Consider the following 17,308-nt stretch of genomic DNA (forward strand, 5'->3'; position numbering starts at 1 on the left):
GGTCCCGCTCCGAGCTCCCATGCCCCGACGCCGATGAGTCCCGCGCGCTCCCGTCGAGGAGGCGGTGCCGCGCGCCGGATCGCCCTGCCGCTGGTGATGCTCCTGCTCCTCGGGGGCATCGCCGGCGGATCCTATCTCGCGCTGCAGCGCTACGGCTCCCCCGCCCATGCGGGCACCTGCACGGCCACGGGACTGGGGACGAGTCACCGGTACACCAGCGAGAGGGTCGCCAACGCCGCCCTCATCAGCGCGATCGCCGTGGACCGGGGGCTTCCCCCGCGGGCCGCGTCGATCGCGCTGGCGACGGCGTACCAGGAGTCGCAGCTGATCAACATCGACTACGGCGATCGTGACTCGCTGGGCCTGTTCCAGCAGCGTCCCTCACAGGGCTGGGGCAGCGAGGAGGAGATCCTGGACCCGATCTACTCCACCAACGCCTTCTACGATGCGCTCGTCGCGATCGACGGGTACGAGAGCGCCGACATCAACGACGTCGCGCAGCAGGTCCAGCGCTCCGGGTACCCCGAGGCCTACAGGGACCATGAGACCGAGGGCCGGCTCTACGCCTCCGCGCTGACGGGTCAGTCCGGTGCGAACCTCGTGTGCACGCTCGACGCGACGGATGCGACGTCATCCCCGGAGACGGTCCGTGCGGAGCTCGAGCGGCAGTTCCCCCGGCTGACCGCTTCCGGCACGCTGACGACGAGCCTCGTCGGAGCCGCCGATGCCGTGCCGTCGGTCCCCGATGGGGCCGGGCCGACGGCTCTCGCGATCGATGTCTCCGGCGACGACACGCTCGGATGGTCGGTGGCGAACTGGGCTGTCGCGCAGGCGGCCGACGCCGGAGTGGTGCAGGTGAGATACCAGGGGCGGGTGTGGGACCGCTCCGCCCGCGGGGACGAGGCGAGCGCCTGGGGCGGCGACGGCGATGACGATGGCGGCCAGGTGATCGTCCTCGTCAGCGGAGGCGCCTGAGAGATCCTCCGCTCAGGCTCCCGGGCAGGGTCAGGTCAGGTCAGGTCAGGTCCACGATCGCCCCGTCGGACCTCGGTCGGCAATGCTCAGAAGACCGTGAGACCACGGGAGCGGAACTGCTCCCGGACCCGCTCGACCGTCTCCTTCGAGGGCGGCTGGGCGTCGCGCAGCTGATAGGTCATGCCGAGGCTGTCCCACTTGTCCTGCCCCATGTTGTGGAAGGGCAGGACCTCGACGCGATCGACCACGTCCTTCCAGCGCTCCACGATGTCGGCGACGTTCTCGACGTTCTCGGCGTCGTCGGTCCAGCCGGGCACGACGACGAAGCGGATCCATACCCGTGAGGTGCCGCGGCGCGCGAGGCGATCGCCGAAGTCGATCGTCGGCTGCAGGGATCGGCCGGTGAGGCGCCGATAGGTCTCCTCGTCGCCGGACTTCACGTCCAGCAGCACCAGATCGATGTCGTCGAGCATGGCATCGGAGGCGGCGGCACCGAGGAAGCCGGAGGTGTCGATGGCGGTGTGGATGCCCATCTCCTTCGCGGCGCGCAGGACGTTGCCTGCGAACGCGGGCTGCATGAGCACCTCTCCGCCGGAGAGGGTGATCCCGCCGCCGGTGGCCCGGAAGACGCGTCGGTAGCGGCGGATGCGGCCGACGATCTCCTCGAGGGAGACGTCCTGTCCTCGCCGCATCTCCATGGTGTCCGGGTTGTGGCAGTACACGCAGCGCAGCGGACAGCCCGAGAGGAACACCGTCAGCCGGGTGCCAGGGCCGTCGACCGCGGTGACCAGCTCCCAGGAGTGCACCGAAACGATCTCTCCGGCCCGGACCGCACGGAGGCGGTCGGCGCGCTCGAGCTCGCTCTCGGCCATGCCCTCGATGCCGGCGCCGAGGCGCCGGGCGGAGGGCTCCGACGGGAAGGACCCGAGGGGTCCGGTCGTCGTCGGACCGGGATCGGTCACCGCGGTCGCGGTCATGGCAGGGTCACGCTCCCTGGTGGAAGGTGCGGTCGAGGACGTCGAGCTGCTGCTCGCGGGTGAGCTTGACGAAGTTGACGGCGTAGCCGGAGACGCGGACCGTGAGGTTCGGGTAGTTCTCCGGGTTCTCCATCGCGTCGAGCAGGGTGTCCTTGTTCAGCACGTTGATGTTGGCGTGGAACAGGCCCGCCTCCATGTTGTGCTCTGCGCGACCGGCGCGCATGTCGGCCAGGCGCTCGTCGAAGGTCTTGACGCTCATGATGTGCTCCTCATCTGGTGGTGCGTGTGATCCGTGCGGGGTGATCGGGGTCGAGGGGGCCGGGCGCAGCGGGCGCCCGGCCGTTCGTCAGGCTCAGTCCTCGTCCATGATGAAGCCCGAGTCGAGGATGCCCACGAGGTTGGTGACCTGCTCGTCCTTCGTGCGGCCGAGGCCCTGCGGGGTGATCGTGTTGGTCAGCGAGATGCCGTCCAGCGCGTCGTTGTAGTCGAGCTTCCCGACGCTCAGCATCGAGGCGACCATGCCGTGGGAGTCCATCCCGTTCTCCGGGTTGGCTCCCGGCGCGAAGGGGGTGCCTGCGCGGTGCCCCGACGGGAAGGAGCCCGTCGCCTTGCCGTACACGACGTTGGAGGTGATCGTGAGGACCGACTGGGTCGGGATCGCGTCCCGGTACATCGGCATCTCCTTGATCTTCTGCATCACCGTGTGCACGATCGTCGCGGCGATGTCGTCGGCCCGGTCGTCGTCGTTGCCGTAGACCGGGAACCCGCCCTCGGTGACGTAGTCGACCACGAGGCCGGTCTCGTCACGAACAGGCGTGACCTTCGCGTACCTGATGGCGGACAGGGAATCCGCGACGATCGACAGTCCCGCGATGCCGCAGCCCATGGTGCGCACGATGTCGGAGTCGTGCAGCGCCATCTCGATGGACTCGTAGGCGTAGCGGTCATGGCTGTAGTGGATGATGTTCAGCGCCTCGACGTACGTGCCGACGACCCAGTCGAGCATCTGCTCGTACTTGTCCCAGACCTCGTCGAAGTCCAGCGGTCCGTCGCCCTCGATCGGGGAGAACAGTCCCGGCTCGGTGACTTGCTTGCCGCTGACCTCGTCGCGCCCGCCGTTGATGGCGTACAGCAGCGACTTCGCAGCATTGACGCGAGCGCCGAAGAACTGCATCTGCTTGCCCACACGCATCGGGGAGACGCAGCAGGCGATCGCTGCGTCGTCGCCCCAGCGTCCGCGGATCTGCTCATCCGACTCGTACTGGATCGAGGAGGTCTCGATCGAGATCGCCGAGCAGAACTCCTTGTAGCCCTCAGGCAGCTCAGGGTCCCAGAAGATGGTGATGTTGGGCTCCGGCGCGGGGCCGAGGTTGCGCAGGGTCTGCAGCAGGCGGAAGGAGGTCTTCGTGACCAGCGGCCGACCGTCGGCACCGAAGCCCGCGTCCGACCAGGTCGCCCAGTAGGGGTCGCCGGAGAAGATCTGGTCGTAGTCGATGGTGCGCAGGAAGCGGACGATCCGCAGCTTCAGCACCAGCGCGTCGATGATCTCCTGTGCGCCCTCCTCCGTCAGCGTGCCGGCGGCGAGATCCCGCTCGAAGTAGGCGTCGAGGAATCCGGAGAGGCGGCCGATGGACATGGCCGCACCGTCCTGGCTCTTCACCGAGGCGAGGTAGGCCATGTAGGTCCACTGCACGGCCTCCTGGGCGGTGGCGGCAGGGCGTCGCAGGTCCAGGCCGTAGATGTCGCCGAGGCGTACGAGCTTCTTGAGCGCCTTGATCTGCTCGGAGTGCTCCTCGCGGTAGCGGGCCCAATGCTCGCTGAACCCCTGTGCGGCCACGGAGTCCTTCGCCCTCTGCTTGTCGGCGATGAGGAAGTCCGCGCCGTACAGGGCGAGCCGTCGGTAGTCACCGATGATGCGACCGCGACCGTAGGCGTCCGGCAGGCCCGTGATGATGTGGCTGGACCGGGCGGCGCGGATTCGCGGGGTGTAGATGTCGAAGACGGCGTCGTTATGGGTCTTGCGGTACTGCGTGAAGATCTCTCTGATCTCCGGGTCCGGCTCCTTGCCGGCCTCCTTGATGGCCGTCTCCACCATGCGCCAGCCGCCGTTGGGCATCATGGCGCGCTTGAGGGGGACGTCGGTCTGCAGGCCGACGACGACGTCGTCCTCGGGGCAGATGTAGCCGGCGCCGAAGGCGTCGATGTCGGCCGGGGTATGGGTGTCGACGTCGTAGACGCGGCGCCGACGCTCCTCGGACAGGTAGTTCCTCTCGAGGTGGTCCCACACCTTCAGGGTCTTCTCGGTGGGGCCGGCGAGGAAGGAGGCATCCCCCTCGTACGGGGTGTAGTTGCGCTGGATGAAGTCGCGCACGTCGATGCTGTCCTGCCAGGGGCCGGGGACGAATCCTTCCCAGGCTCCGCTCTGCGCATCCTCAGCTGGCGCGGCGGTCGCTGTCGGGGCGGTGGACTCTGCAGCAGGGGCGGGACGGGCCCCGTCGGCGGCGGCGGGACGGTCGGTGGTGGCGGACGTCATGGGGAGCCTCCTCGATGGTGCCGGAGGGTCCGTCAGGTCGGTGCCCTCCGAAGATGCTTCCACCGTAGGCTCGGCCGACGAACCTCCCCGGGGACAAGGTCCCTCAGGGCAGCGCCGCCGGGCTGGGGCGTCCGTAGCATCCGTCACAGGCGAGAGGCCGCCTGCGAGTCCGCTGTCCGGTGCGCCGGCTCTCTTCGTGAGAGCACCGTGCAGAGGGGCCTTCGGGGAGGCAGGGATGAAGGACGGCTCGCTCCGCTGCAGCGGGGCGAGCCGTCCGAGGTCCGGAGCATCCGGAGGGTGGAGGGTCGAGCTCCGGATCAGTGGTCCAGACGATGCTCCTTGGCGAGCTGCTCCTGATGCGCGCGATGCTGCTCCTCCAGCTCGGTGGCCAGCTGCTCGAGCCGCAGCTCGGTGGTCCCAGTGCGCTCGGACATCTCCACGTACTGCCGCTCCGCATGGCCGGTGTAGATCTGACGGGGCCGACCGATCTTGGTCTCCGGGTCGTGGACCATCTCCTGCCACTGAGCGATCCAGCCGGGGAGTCGCCCGATCGCGAACAGGACCGTGAACATCTGCGTCGGGAACCCGATCGCCTTGTAGATGATGCCGGTGTAGAAGTCGACGTTCGGGTAGAGCTTGCGCTCGACGAAGTAGTCGTCCTTCAGGGCGATCTCCTCGAGCTGCATGGCCAGCTCGAGGCGCTCGTCGTGAACGCCCAGGCGCTCGAGGACGTCATCGGCGATCTTCTTGACGAAGCGCGCACGAGGATCGTAGTTCTTGTACACCCGGTGGCCGAAGCCCATCAGGCGGATCCCATCCTCCTTGTTCTTCACCTTCTCCATGAAGGTGCGCGGATCCAGGCCCTGGTCGCGGATGGTGTTCAGCATCTCCATGACGGCCGCGTTCGCGCCGCCGTGAGCAGGGCCCGAGAGGGCTCCGATGCCGGCCGAGATCGAGGTGAACAGGTTCGCCTGGGCGGAGCCCACCAGGCGCACCGCCGAGGTCGAGCAGTTCTGCTCGTGATCGGCGTGCAGGATCAGCAGCTGCTCCATGGCGCGCACCACGACCGGATCCGCGATGTACTCCTCGACCGGGAAGCCGAAGGTCAGCCGCAGGAAGTTCTCGATCAGGGACAGACGGTTGTCCGGGTAGAGGAGCGCATGGCCCTGGGAGACGCGGTGGGCATAGGCCGCCATCGTCGGCATCTTCGCCAGCAGCCGCACCGAGGACAGACGCACCTGCTCTTCGTCGAAGGGGTCGAGGGAGTCCTGGTAGAAGGTCGACAGGGCCGACACGCCCGCCTGCAGCACAGCCATCGGGTGCGCATCGCGCGGGTAGCCGTCGAACAGCCGCTTGAACCGCTCGTCCAGCAGGGTGCGGCGCTCCACCGACGAGACGAACGTGTCGAGCTGGCCCGTGGTGGGAAGCTCGCCGTTGATCAGCAGGTAGGCGACCTCGAGGAAGCTCGACTTCTCCGCCAGCTGCTCGATCGGGTACCCGCGATAGCGGAGGATGCCCTCGTCTCCGTCGATGTAGGTGATCGCGGACTTCGCGTTCGCGGTGTTCATGAACCCGGGGTCATAGGTGACCGCACCGGTCTCCTTGCGCAGAGGGCCGATGGCGATGCCGGGGTTCCCCTCGACCGCGGGGACGGTGGGGAGGTCGAGGGTGTGCTCACCGTAGGTGAGTCCAGAGGTCGGCGTCGCGTGATCCATGTGCTCTCCGTCGTGCTGATCGGATCGGTCAGAGGCTCCCGAGTCGTCGGGCAGCGGCGGCGATCCTCTCGTCGGTCGCGGTCAGCGCGACACGGACGAAGGTGCCGCCCCCCTCACCATAGAACATCCCGGGTGCCACCAGGACGCCCTCGGCGGACAGGCGGTCGACCGTGACCATCGCCTCCTCGCCGAACGTCGTCCACAGGTAGAGCCCGGCCTGCGATCCGCGGATCTCTCCCCCGGCCTGGCTCAGCGCCTGCTCGAGCACCTCACGGCGGGAGCGATAGACCTCTCGCTGCGCCTCGACAGCCGCGTCGTCGGCCAGTGCCGTGGACATCGCCGTCTGGATCGGACCGGGGAGCATCATCCCCGCCTGCTTGCGGATGGCCGTGAGCTCCCCCACCAGGGCGGGGTCGCCGGCGACGAAGGCCGCGCGGTAGCCCGCGAGGTTCGACTGCTTCGACAGCGAGTACACGCACAGCACACCGTCCAGCGCCCCTCCGTTCACCCGTGGGTCGAGCACCGAGGGGACGTCCTCGACGGTCCACGGCAGCAGGGCGTAGCACTCGTCGGAGGCGATGACGATCCCCCGTTCCCGTGCCCAGGAGACGATGCGGGCCATACGCTCTGCCGAGAGCACCTCGCCCGTCGGGTTCGACGGCGAGTTCAGCCACAGCAGACGGATGCTCCCCAGAGCGTCGGCTGGAACGGCCTCATCGCCCCGGTCGGCGAGCGCGACGACGTCCAGCGGGACGCTCCGTGCCCCGACGAATCGGGCTCCCATGTCATAGGTCGGATAGGCGATGTCCGGGAAGGCGACGGCATCCCCGGCGCCGATGCCGAGCTGGAAGGGCAGGTGAGCGACGAGCTCCTTGGAGCCGACGGTCGGCAGCACGGAGTCGACGCCGATCGACGCGGGCGCGGCGCGGTGACGGCGGACGAAGTCCACGAGGTTCTCGCGCAGCTCGGAGGTGCCGACGGTCGTCGGGTACCCGTGGGAGTCGGCTGCACCGCCGAGGGCACGCTGCACCGACTCCGGTGTCGGGTCCACCGGGGTGCCGACGGAGAGGTCGACGATGCCGTCCTCGTGCGAGGCGGCCCGGCGCTTGGCCCCGGCGATCGCGTCCCAGGGGAAGGCCGGGAGACGTGCGGCCAGCGATCTGCGTCCGCTCGACGCGCTGGGCTCGACGGATGCCACGGAGCTCACTCCCCCTGCGGGGGAAGGGCCTCGATCAGCGGGTGATCCTTGTCGATGACCCCCATCTTCGCGGCACCGCCCGGGGCACCGAGCTCGTCGAAGAACTCGACGTTGGCCTTGTAGTAGTCCGCCCACTCGTCCGGCAGGTCGTCCTCGTAGAAGATCGCCTCCGTGGGGCAGACCGGTTCGCAGGCACCGCAGTCGACGCACTCGTCGGGCTGGATGTACAGCGAACGGGTGCCCTCGTAGATGCAGTCCACGGGGCATTCGTCCACGCACGCGCGATCCTTGACGTCCACGCAGGGCAGAGCGATGACGTAGGTCATGGTGGCAGATTCCTTCCGGAGGGGGACCGCAGCATTCTCGCACCAGGCGCGCATCGGAGAGGGCCTGGAGTTCATCCACGGCCACGGACGTGATGCGTCGAACACCAGGTGAGCGGCCCGTGACGCGCCTTCTCGCCGCTGCGCCGCCGCCCGGCGCCCCTCTGCACCGCTGCACCGCTGCCCCGCCGCGCCGCTGCGCCGCTGCGCCGCTGCGCCGCTGCGGTAGCCTCCGGCGAGTGGACATGTCCTCCGGCTCCTCCGGCCCCTCCGATCCTCCGGGTCCGTCCCGATCGCCCGACTCCTCGGGCGCATCCGGTCCTCCCGCTCCGCCGCGTCCCGGATGGGCACCCTTCATCGTGCCCGGTCGGCGCGTCGTCCTGCGCTTTCGGATCGATCCGGAGCGGTCGCCGCACGGGGAGTCGATGACCGATGCGCTGGGAACCGTCCGAGCGGTCGACGAGGACACCGTCACGGTCATGACGCGACGCGGCGAGGTGCGGGTCGTGCGTGGGCTCGTCACAGCGGCGAAGGAGGTCCCTCCCCCGCCGCAGCGCCGCCCGGCCCGCAATCCCTTCGAGCCCGACGGCGGGCTCAGCCCCGACGGGCCCTGACGATGTAGTCGGTCGCCGTCACGACGTGCAGGACGACCCCGGCCCACAGAGCGGCGCGCACGGCGCCCAGCAGCTCAGGGAACCAGGCTGCGGCCGCAGCCAGCAGGAAGACGGAGGTCATGAGCACGGCCGTGCGGATCTTGCCGAGCCAGGAGACGTGGATCCGCCCGCCGAGAGCGGCCGAGGTCGCCAGCACGACCATCGCCACGTCCATGAGCACGATGACCGCGAGAGCGCTCCACGGGAGCAGGCCCGCGAGTGCGAGCGACAGCACGATGCCGGCCAGGCCCACACGGTCCGCGATCGGATCGATGATCTCCCCGGTGCGGCTGGTCTGTCCGAGTGCTCGGGCGAGGACCCCGTCGATCCAGTCGGTCGAGGCCCACGCCAGCAGGAGCACCACAGCCAGCCCGTCCGGGCCCCGGGCGAGCAGGATGCAGACCGGCGCGAGCAGGAGGAAGCGCAGGAGGGTGACCGCGTTCGGGATCGTCGCCCAGTCGGGTCGTCCGTGCCGCCGAGCTCGCCCGGGCTGACCGGGGCGTCCGCTGCGGCCAGGTCGACCGGTCGGTTCGCTGCGTCGATCATCCGCGGTCCGGTCCGCCGGTTCGTCTCGTCCCGTCACTCCGCTCCCGTCAGGCTCGTCCTGCGCGTCCAGGGCTCGTCGGCCGACGCCCTCCGGGTCATCCTCTCGCACTCCTCCGACGTGCTACCAGCGTGATCAGCAGAGCGCCAGCGAAAGGGATGCCGATGCCGAGCAGCTGAACGATCCAGCCGGCGTACTGGACCTGGTCGCCGATGGCGCCGGGCATGAGCACTCCCCCGCCGGCTCCGCTGCCGAGGAACGGCACGGCGAACACGCCCCACAGGGAGCCCAGCACCGCCAGCGGGAGCCTCGAGCCCGTGACCCCATAGAGGAAGGTGCAGGTCACGATCTGATAGAACGCCCCGAGGATCAGTCCGAGCGGTATCCGCACTCCGAGCAGGTCCACGTGCAGACGATGCACCGCGATCATGATGACGACCGACAGCGCAGCGGGCACCACAGCCATCGCCGCCTGCCCCAGCCGAACGCCGAGCACCGACCTCGGGTCCGTCGTCGTCGGATCCGCAGTCGTCGGCGCGCTGCGCGCGAGACCGGCGCGCGAAGCGGCATTCTCGACGGAGCGCGAGGGTCGGGAGGGTGTCTGGCTCGGAGTCACCCGGACATTGTCGCCCAGTTCTCCGAACGCCGTACGGGGCAGGCAGCAGGCGGGCGGCCCGGACAGCACGGACGGGCGTCCCCGCGGTGCTCCCGCACCGCAGGGACGCCCGTCCGTCCTGCTGACCCCGTTCGGGGCCGGTCAGCGGATCTGTGACCCGCGGGGGCTCACTTCGCGCGGGCGCGAGAGCGCAGCTTGGCGCGCTCCTGCTGGTCGAGGACGACCTTGCGGATGCGGACGATGCTCGGGGTGACCTCGACGCACTCGTCCTCGGCGGCGAACTCGAGGGACTCCTCGAGGGTGAGCTTCCGCGGCGGGATCAGGTTCTCGAAGGAGTCGGCCGACGCGGCGCGCATGTTCGTCAGCTTCTTCTCCTTCGTGATGTTGACGTCCATCTCCTCGTTGCGGGAGTTCTCGCCGACGACCTGCCCCTCGTAGACCTCGCTCGTCGGCTCCACGAAGAAGGAGCCGCGCTCCTGCAGGTTGATCATCGCGTAGGGGGTGACGACCCCGGGACGATCGGCGACCAGGGAGCCGGTGGAGCGGAACTCGATCGCACCGAGCCACGGCTCATAGCCGTCGGCGTAGGAGGAGGCGATGCCGTTGCCGCGGGTCTCGGTCATGAAGCGGGTGCGGAAGCCGATCAGCCCGCGGGAGGGGACGGTGAACTCCATGCGCACCCAGCCCGAGCCGTGGTTGCTCATGGTCTCCATGCGGCCCTTGCGGGAGGCCATCAGCTGGGTGACCGTTCCGAGATACTCCTCGGGCACGTCGACCGTCATGCGCTCCACGGGCTCGCAGGTCTTCCCGTCGATCTCCCGGGTGAGCACCTGCGGCTTGCCGACGGTCAGCTCGAAGCCCTCGCGGCGCATCTGCTCGACGAGGATCGCGAGCGCCAGCTCTCCGCGGCCCTGGACCTCCCAGGCGTCGGGCCGGTCCGTCGGCAGGACGCGCAGCGACACGTTGCCGATCAGCTCGGAGTCCAGACGGTCCTTGACCTGACGGGCGGTGAGCTTGTGGCCCTTGGCGTTCTTGCCCGCGAGCGGGGAGGTGTTGATGCCGATGGTCATCGAGATCGCCGGCTCGTCGACGCTGATCAGCGGCAGCGGGCGCGGATCAGCGACATCGGCGAGCGTCTCGCCGATCATGATCTCAGGGATGCCAGCCACGGCGACGATGTCGCCCGGACGGGCCGCACGGGTCATGGGCTCGCGGGCCAGACCCTTGGTCTCGAGCAGCTCGGTGATCTTCACCGTCTTCGTCTCGCCGTGCTGGGTGCACCAGGCGACCTGCTGGCCCTTGCTGAGCTCGCCGTTCTTGATGCGCAGCAGCGCGAGGCGACCGAGGAAGGGCGAGGCATCGAGGTTGGTCACGTGCGCCTGCAGCGGGACCTCGTCGTCGTACGACGGCGCCGGGATCGACTCGAGGATCGTCTTGAACAGCGGCTCGACGTTCTCGGAGTCGGGCAGCTCGCCGTCGGCCGGCTTCTCGAGGGAGGCGCGGCCGGCCTTGCCGGAGGCGTAGACGACCGGGACGTCCAGGACGGCGTCGAGGTCGAGGTCCGGGACCTCGTCGGAGAGGTCGGAGGCGAGGCCCAGCAGCAGGTCGGTGGCCTCACCCACGACGGCGTCGATGCGGGCATCGGGACGATCGACCTTGTTGACCACGAGGATCACGGGCAGCTTGGCGGCGAGCGCCTTGCGCAGCACGAAGCGGGTCTGCGGGAGCGGACCCTCGGAGGAGTCCACGAGCAGGACGACGCCGTCGACCATGGACAGGCCGCGCTCGACCTCACCGCCGAAGTCGGCGTGGCCGGGCGTGTCGATCACGTTGATCGTGATGCCCTCGGGCTCGCCGATGGCCGCGGCCGACGGACCGGTGTAGCGGATCGCCGTGTTCTTGGCGAGGATCGTGATGCCCTTCTCGCGCTCGAGCTCGCCGGAGTCCATCGCCCGCTCGTCGTGCTTCTCGTGGTCGCCGAAGGCGCCGCCCTGCGTGAGCATGGCGTCCACCAGCGTGGTCTTGCCGTGGTCGACGTGGGCGACGATGGCGACGTTTCGCAGATCGTTGCGGTGGCGGAGGGTCATACGCGGGAGCTCTTCTCGGGTCGCAGGAAGGGGTGCGGTCCTGCGCCTCGGGCCGCACAGGAGCGCGGCCCCGTCCAGGGCCGGAGCGATTCTAACCGTCAGCCCCCGCCATCCCCAGAGGGGGTGACGAGGGCGACGACGTCATCACACGTGACCTGCCTCGCCGAACGGGTCGATCACTCCGCCGTCAGGGCCCGACGGCGCCTCCGCGGCCTCGTCCGACGCCTCCGCGGAAGCCTCGGGAGCGTCCACATCGATCGTCTCGGAGCCCGCGAGCGGGATCGAACCGCCGGGGATCGCTGCCAGCAGGCGCTTGGTGTAGTCCTCCTGCGGGGTGTGGAACACCTCATCGGTGGTGCCCTGCTCGACCACGCGCCCCTTCTCCATGACGAGGGTGCGGTCGGCGATCTGCCGCACGACCGCGAGGTCGTGGGTGATGAACAGATAGGACAGTCCCAGCTCGGCCTGGAGGTCGTTGAGCAGCTCGAGGACCTGCGCCTGGACCAGAACGTCGAGGGCGGAGACCGCCTCGTCGCAGATGACCACCTCGGGGTCCAGGGCCAGGGCGCGCGCGATCGCGATGCGCTGGCGCTGGCCGCCGGAGAGCTCGTTGGGATAGCGACGCATCATCGCGGCAGGCAGCGAGACCTTGTCGAGCAGGTCCCGCACCTTCGCCTCGCGGCTCTTCGCGTCCCCGATCCCATGCAGCCGCAGCGGCTCCTCGATCGTCCGGAAGATCGAGTACATCGGGTCCAGGGTCCCGTAGGGGTTCTGGAAGATCGGCTGCACGCGACGACGCAGCTCCTTGAGCTCGGCGCCCGCGAAGCCGGTGATGTCCCGTCCGTCGAACTCGACCGATCCGGCGGTCGGGGGCAGCAGCTTCAGCACCATCTGCGCGACGGTCGACTTGCCCGAACCGGACTCGCCGACGATCGCGGTGGTGGTGCCGCGCTCGAGGTCGAAGGAGACGTCGTCGACCGCGCGGAAGGGGGTGGTGCGCCACGGCACCGCTCCGCGGATCGGGAAGTCCTTGGTCAGCCCCTGCACGCGGATGATCGGCTGCTCTCCCGCGCTCGAGCCGGCCTCGGCCTCGGCGATCTCCTGCGCCTGCTCGCGCACCTGCTCGCGCTCGGTCACGGAGACCAGACGGCGCGAGGCCAGCGAGGGCGCGGCGGCGATGAGCCGCTTCGTGTACGGGTGCTGGGGCTTCTGCAGCAGCTCGAGCGCGGGCCCGGACTCCACGACCTGCCCCTTGTACATCACCACGAGATGCTGGGCGCGCTCGGCGGCGAGACCCAGGTCGTGGGTGATCAGCAGCACCGCGGTGCCGAGGTCGGTGGTGAGGGTGTCCAGGTGGTCGAGGATCTGCTGCTGGACGGTGACGTCGAGAGCGCTGGTGGGCTCGTCGGCGATCAGCAGCCGCGGACGCGCGGCGAGGCCCATGGCGATCAGCGCCCGCTGCTTCATGCCGCCGGAGTATTCGTGCGGGAACTGCTCGGCGCGCTTCTCGGCGTCCGGCAGGCCCGCCTCCTCGAGGAGCTCGACGGTGCGCGCGGAGGCGGCAGAGCCCTTGGCGACGCCGTTGGCGGCGAGCGCCTCCTTGATCTGGGAGCCGACGCGCCACATGGGGTTGAGGTTGCTCATCGGGTCCTGCGGGACCAGGCCCACCTCGCTGCCCCGGAGCGCGCGGATCTCGCGCTCGGGGACGTCGGTGATGTTACGGCCCCCGAAGCGGATGCTGCCCCCGGTGACGCTGCCGTTCTTGGGCAGGAGGCGCGCGATGCTCATGGCCGTCGTGGACTTGCCGGACCCCGACTCTCCCACGATCGCGACGGTCTCGCCGGGGTAGACGGTCAGGCTCGCGCCGCGCACCGCGCGGACGGGACCGGCGCTCGTGGAGAAGGTGATCTCGAGGTCCGAGATCTCCAGCAGCGGCTCGCTGCTCGCGGTGGTGGTCATCGCTTCCTCGCCTTCGGGTCGAGCGCGTCGCGCACGGCGTCGCCGAGCATGATGAAGCTCAGCACGGTGATCGCGAGCGCCATCGAGGGGTAGAACAGCATCATGGGCTGCGTGCGCAGCGCGCTCTGCGCGCTGGAGATGTCGCCGCCCCAGGAGATGGTCGACGCCGGGAGGCCGACGCCGAGGAACGTCAGCGTCGCCTCGGCGACGATGTAGACGCCGAGGTTCACGGTGGCGGTGACGATCACCGGGGCGATCGCGTTGGGCACCACGTGCTTGACGAGGTTCGCGACCCCGCCGGCGCCGAGCGCGGTCGAGGCGGTGACGAAGTCCTGGTTCTTCACGGACATCACCGCGCCACGCATGATGCGGGCGATGTTCGTCCAGCCGAACACGGCCAGCACGAGCACGAGCACCCAGACGTTCATGCCGTCGAAGCGGTTGCCGATGACGATGGCGCCGAGGATCAGCGGGATCGCGAAGAAGATGTCGGTGACGCGCGAGAGGATCGCGTCGAAGACGCCGCCGACGTAGCCGGCGATCGCGCCGACGGCGCCGCCGATGAGCGTCGCGAGGATCATCGTGAAGAAGCCGACGGTCACCGAGGTGCGGGTCCCGTAGAGGGTGCGGGCGAGCACGTCGTAGCCCTGGCGGGTGGTGCCGAAGGGATGCTCGGAGCTCGGCGGCTGGTTCGCCTGGTCCATGCTGCCGTAGGACGGGTCCTGGTCGGTGAACAGGCCCGGGAAGGCGGCGACGAACAGGACGGCGAGGATCAGCAGGCCCGAGACGATGAAGACGGGGTTGCGGATCAGGGAGTGCGCGGCCTCGGCGTACATCGAGCGCGGGGCCTGCGTGGTGTCGAGGGCGTCGACCTCCTGCAGGGGCGTCTCGTCGAGCGGGGCGACGAAGTGCTCGTCGCGCGGGCGCGCGGTCGGGGTGGCGCGGGGTTCACTTCGCATAGCGGATCCTCGGGTCGAGCACGGCGTAGAGGAGGTCGACGACCAGGTTCGTGATCAGGAAGACGATCAAGAGCAGGGTCACCACGGAGACGATCAGCGGCGCCTCGCGGTCGTTGATGGCGCCGAACAGCAGCGAGCCGATCCCGTTGATGTTGAAGATCTGCTCGGTGACGATCGCGCCGCCCATGAGCGCGCCGAGGTCGGCGCCGATGAAGGTGACCACCGGGATCAGCGAGTTGCGCAGGATGTGCTTGGTGACGACGCCGCCGCGCGAGAGGCCCTTGGCGGTCGCGGTGCGCACGTGGTCGGCGGTCGCGGTCTCGGCGATCGAGGTGCGGGTCAGCCGCAGCACGTAGGCGAAGGAGACCGCGCCCAGCACGATGCCGGGGACCAGCAGGTTCTGCCAGGAGGGGTCGCGGCCGACGTTCACCGGCATCACCCCGAGCTTCACGCCGAGCACGAACTGCGCGACGAAGCCGATCACGAAGGTCGGCACCGCGATCACGAGCAGAGAGACCAGCAGCAGGCTGGTGTCGATGATCGTGCCCTTCCGGAGCCCCGAGATGACGCCGGCGACGACGCCGAAGATCGTCTCGATGACCACGGCGATGATCGCCAGGCGCAGAGTCACCGGGAAGGCCGCGGCGATGTCGTCGATGATCGGGCGGCCGCTGAAGCCGATGCCGAAATCGCCCTGGAACAGGTTGCCCAGGTAGATGAGCCACTGCACGAGGACAGGCTTGTCGAGGTTGTACTGCTCGCGGAGCGCCTGCTCCACGGCTGGGGACAGCGGCTTCTCGCCCGCGATCGTCGCGATGGGGTCGCCGGAGGTGGCGAAGGCCATCAGATACACGATCAGGGTCGCGCCGAGGAAGACGGGGATCATCTGCAGCACGCGCCGCCCGATGTACCAGATCACGTCGGTCACCTTCGGTAGTGGTGGGAGAGGACAAGGACCGGCGGGAGGCGGCGCAGCACGCCGCCTCCCGCCGGAGGCCGGATCAGGCCTTGGTGATCTCGAAGTACAGCGGGACCGAGTCCCAGCCGAACTCGACGTCGCCGACGAGCGTCGAGTAGCCGCCGAAGCCGTTCTGGTACCAGAGCGGGATCGCCGGGAGGTCCTCCATGAGGATGGCCTGGGCGGCCTTGTACTTCTCGATCGAGGCGTCCTCGTCGGCGGCGGCGAGGCCCTCGGCGATCAGGGCGTCGAACTCCTCGTTCTTGTAGTCGCCGTCGTTGGAGCCGTTGCCGTCCGCCGCGGCGGAGGAGTACAGCGGCGCCAGGAAGTTGTACATCGACGGGTAGTCCGCCTGCCAGCCCGAGCGGAAGGCGCCCGCGAGCTCGCGGTTGGTGATCTGCTCGCGGAAGTCCGCGAAGGCGGGGAACGCCTGCGGGGTCGCCTCGATGCCGAGGGTGTTCTTGATCGAGTTGCACACGGCCTCGACCCAGTCCTGGTGCGGGCCGTCGGCGTTGTACGAGAGCGTGAACTCGCCGTCGAAGGCCTGGATAGCCTCGGCCTGCTCCCACAGGCTCTTCGCCTCGGCCTCGTCGTACTGGAGCACCTCGGCGCCCGGGATGTCGGTGGCGCCGCCGCCGACGATCGTCGGCGCGACGAAGTCGGTGGCCGGGGTGCGGGTGTCGTAGAACAGCGTGGAGCAGATCGACTCGCGGTCGATCGCCCGCGAGATCGCGGCGCGGCGGAGCTTGCCGGCCTCGCCCGAGAAGTTCGGGTCGTTCTGTGCGATGGTGAAGGACTGGAAGACGGCGCCCGGCTGGTTCACCGCGCGGTCCCCCAGCTCGTCCTGGAAGGTCGACAGGGCCGAGGTCGCGATCTGGTCGGCGACGTCGACGTTGTCCGAGATCAGATCGTTGTAGAGAGTCTCGTCCTTGGCGTACATGATGAAGGTGACACCTTCGTTCGCCGCGGCGCGGGGCCCGTCGTACTCGGGATTGGGGACCAGGGCGATCTCCGACTCATGGGTCCAGTGATCGAGCATGTACGGGCCGTTGCCCACCGGGGACTCGCCGAAGGCGTCCATGTCGTCGTAGGCGCTCTGCGGCAGCGGCTTGTAGGCCGAGTAGCCCAGGCGGCTCGGGAAGTCGACCTGGGGCGAGGTCAGCGTGACGGTGAAGACGGTGTCGCTGGTGACCTCGAGGCCCGAGAGGGTGATGTCCGCGGTCGCGTCACCGGCGGAGACGGCGTCGAAGCCCTCGATCACGTCGAAGAAGGACTGCGCGAGCTGAGCATTCGCCGTGTTGGCGCCGTAGTTCCAGGCGTCCACGAAGTCCTGCGCGGTCACCACGGTGCCGTCGGAGTACTTCTGATCAGCCTTGATGGTGACGGTCCAGGTCTGGTTGTCCTCGGACTCGATGGACTCGGCCATCTCCATCTCGACCTCGCCGTCCGCCGTGTAGCGCACGAGGCCGGAGAACAGCAGATCGATGACGCGGCCGCCACCGACCTCGTTGGTGTTCGTCGGGATCAGCGGGTTCTGGGGCTCGGTGCTGTTGGCGAGCACCGCGTTCGCCGAACCGCCGCCGTCGCTCCCCGAGCCTCCGCCGCTGCAGGCTGCGAGGGTGGCGGCGGCACCGGTGGCGGCGGTGCCGATCAGCATGGATCGTCGAGAAAGTGCCATGAGGGATCTCCTGTGTTCGGCTCTGCGTCGAGCGCCGTACGGGGTGTGGGATGTACGTGCAGCCCGGGCCAGATTACTCTGTCAAGCCGTGTCCGCTTACTGACATGAGTCCATCGGCGGGTGCGGCCTTCCC

Annotated in this window: 14 protein-coding genes and 1 pseudogene; 2 read left to right on the forward strand and 13 right to left on the reverse strand. The window is 69.2% G+C overall.

What is annotated here, in order from left to right; genetic code table 11:
* Positions 1–33: 33 nt before the first annotated feature.
* Entirely contained in the window at positions 34–975 is a 942-nt protein-coding gene (locus tag ACZ5AJ_RS08725) for a hypothetical protein (protein ID WP_464132903.1), read from the forward strand.
* Between the two features lie 86 nt (positions 976–1,061).
* Here ACZ5AJ_RS08725 and pflA read toward each other — a convergent pair whose 3' ends face one another.
* From pflA to fdxA, 6 genes and pseudogenes are all read right to left on the reverse strand, one after another.
* Positions 1,062–1,847: a pyruvate formate-lyase-activating protein gene (pflA, locus tag ACZ5AJ_RS08730; RefSeq protein WP_464138726.1), complete on the reverse strand. Its 786-nt coding sequence runs from the start codon at positions 1,845–1,847 to the stop codon at positions 1,062–1,064.
* 112 nt (positions 1,848–1,959) lie between these two features.
* Positions 1,960–2,142, reverse strand: a pseudogene (locus ACZ5AJ_RS08735) (glycine radical domain-containing protein); the annotation flags it as partial.
* Positions 2,143–2,304: 162 nt separating this feature from the next.
* Positions 2,305–4,485, reverse strand: coding sequence for a pyruvate formate lyase family protein (locus ACZ5AJ_RS08740; protein WP_464132907.1), 2,181 nt, complete (start codon positions 4,483–4,485; stop codon positions 2,305–2,307).
* 317 nt (positions 4,486–4,802) lie between these two features.
* Positions 4,803–6,200 (reverse strand): citrate synthase, encoded by a 1,398-nt coding sequence (locus ACZ5AJ_RS08745; protein ID WP_464132912.1) that lies wholly within the window; start codon positions 6,198–6,200, stop codon positions 4,803–4,805.
* Between the two features lie 28 nt (positions 6,201–6,228).
* Complete coding sequence (dapC, locus tag ACZ5AJ_RS08750; protein WP_464132916.1) at positions 6,229–7,398, reverse strand: succinyldiaminopimelate transaminase; 1,170 nt, start codon at positions 7,396–7,398, stop codon at positions 6,229–6,231.
* Positions 7,399–7,403: 5 nt separating this feature from the next.
* A complete protein-coding gene (fdxA, locus tag ACZ5AJ_RS08755) occupies positions 7,404–7,724 on the reverse strand; it encodes a ferredoxin (protein ID WP_464132919.1) in 321 nt (106 codons plus the stop codon).
* A 242-nt stretch (positions 7,725–7,966) separates the two neighbouring features.
* On the opposite strand from fdxA, the gene ACZ5AJ_RS08760 reads away from it, so the two are divergent.
* Complete coding sequence (locus ACZ5AJ_RS08760) at positions 7,967–8,335, forward strand: putative acetyltransferase (protein WP_464138727.1); 369 nt, start codon at positions 7,967–7,969, stop codon at positions 8,333–8,335.
* Here ACZ5AJ_RS08760 and ACZ5AJ_RS08765 read toward each other — a convergent pair.
* The 7 genes from ACZ5AJ_RS08765 to ACZ5AJ_RS08795 form a co-directional block, all read right to left on the reverse strand.
* Positions 8,316–8,957, reverse strand: a complete 642-nt coding sequence (locus ACZ5AJ_RS08765; protein ID WP_464132923.1) for a CDP-alcohol phosphatidyltransferase family protein — start codon at positions 8,955–8,957, stop codon at positions 8,316–8,318. The two genes, ACZ5AJ_RS08760 and ACZ5AJ_RS08765, sit on opposite strands and share 20 nt — an antisense overlap.
* 58 nt (positions 8,958–9,015) lie before the next feature.
* On the reverse strand, positions 9,016–9,534 hold the full coding sequence (locus tag ACZ5AJ_RS08770; RefSeq protein ID WP_464132926.1) for a hypothetical protein: 519 nt from the start codon (positions 9,532–9,534) through the stop codon (positions 9,016–9,018).
* A 167-nt stretch (positions 9,535–9,701) separates the two neighbouring features.
* Positions 9,702–11,621 carry a translational GTPase TypA gene (gene typA / locus ACZ5AJ_RS08775; protein WP_464132930.1) on the reverse strand — a complete coding sequence of 640 codons (1,920 nt, stop codon included), beginning with the start codon at positions 11,619–11,621 and terminating at the stop codon, positions 9,702–9,704.
* Between the two features lie 144 nt (positions 11,622–11,765).
* A complete protein-coding gene (locus ACZ5AJ_RS08780) occupies positions 11,766–13,580 on the reverse strand; it encodes an ABC transporter ATP-binding protein (RefSeq protein ID WP_464132932.1) in 1,815 nt (604 codons plus the stop codon).
* Positions 13,577–14,539, reverse strand: a complete 963-nt coding sequence (locus tag ACZ5AJ_RS08785; RefSeq protein WP_464132935.1) for an ABC transporter permease — start codon at positions 14,537–14,539, stop codon at positions 13,577–13,579. Before ACZ5AJ_RS08785 ends, ACZ5AJ_RS08780 begins: the two co-directional genes overlap by 4 nt.
* Entirely contained in the window at positions 14,529–15,458 is a 930-nt protein-coding gene (locus ACZ5AJ_RS08790) for an ABC transporter permease (RefSeq protein ID WP_464132937.1), read from the reverse strand. Before ACZ5AJ_RS08790 ends, ACZ5AJ_RS08785 begins: the two co-directional genes overlap by 11 nt.
* An 82-nt stretch (positions 15,459–15,540) precedes the next feature.
* Positions 15,541–17,175 (reverse strand): peptide ABC transporter substrate-binding protein, encoded by a 1,635-nt coding sequence (locus tag ACZ5AJ_RS08795; RefSeq protein WP_464132940.1) that lies wholly within the window; start codon positions 17,173–17,175, stop codon positions 15,541–15,543.
* Between the last annotated feature and the right edge of the window lie 133 nt (positions 17,176–17,308).

This window comes from Brachybacterium zhongshanense (assembly GCF_055385755.1).

Excerpts from the sequence above, each read along its gene's own strand:
- ACZ5AJ_RS08725 (WP_464132903.1), top strand. The coding sequence starts at position 34 with ATGAGTCCCGCGCGCTCCCGTCGAGGAGGCGGTGCCGCGCGCCGGATC.
- pflA (WP_464138726.1), bottom strand. The coding sequence starts at position 1,847 with ATGGCCGAGAGCGAGCTCGAGCGCGCCGACCGCCTCCGTGCGGTCCGG.
- ACZ5AJ_RS08740 (WP_464132907.1), bottom strand. The coding sequence starts at position 4,485 with ATGACGTCCGCCACCACCGACCGTCCCGCCGCCGCCGACGGGGCCCGT.
- ACZ5AJ_RS08745 (WP_464132912.1), bottom strand. The coding sequence starts at position 6,200 with ATGGATCACGCGACGCCGACCTCTGGACTCACCTACGGTGAGCACACC.
- fdxA (WP_464132919.1), bottom strand. The coding sequence starts at position 7,724 with ATGACCTACGTCATCGCTCTGCCCTGCGTGGACGTCAAGGATCGCGCG.
- ACZ5AJ_RS08760 (WP_464138727.1), top strand. The coding sequence starts at position 7,967 with ATGTCCTCCGGCTCCTCCGGCCCCTCCGATCCTCCGGGTCCGTCCCGA.
- typA (WP_464132930.1), bottom strand. The coding sequence starts at position 11,621 with ATGACCCTCCGCCACCGCAACGATCTGCGAAACGTCGCCATCGTCGCC.
- ACZ5AJ_RS08780 (WP_464132932.1), bottom strand. The coding sequence starts at position 13,580 with ATGACCACCACCGCGAGCAGCGAGCCGCTGCTGGAGATCTCGGACCTC.
- ACZ5AJ_RS08785 (WP_464132935.1), bottom strand. The coding sequence starts at position 14,539 with ATGCGAAGTGAACCCCGCGCCACCCCGACCGCGCGCCCGCGCGACGAG.
- ACZ5AJ_RS08795 (WP_464132940.1), bottom strand. The coding sequence starts at position 17,175 with ATGGCACTTTCTCGACGATCCATGCTGATCGGCACCGCCGCCACCGGT.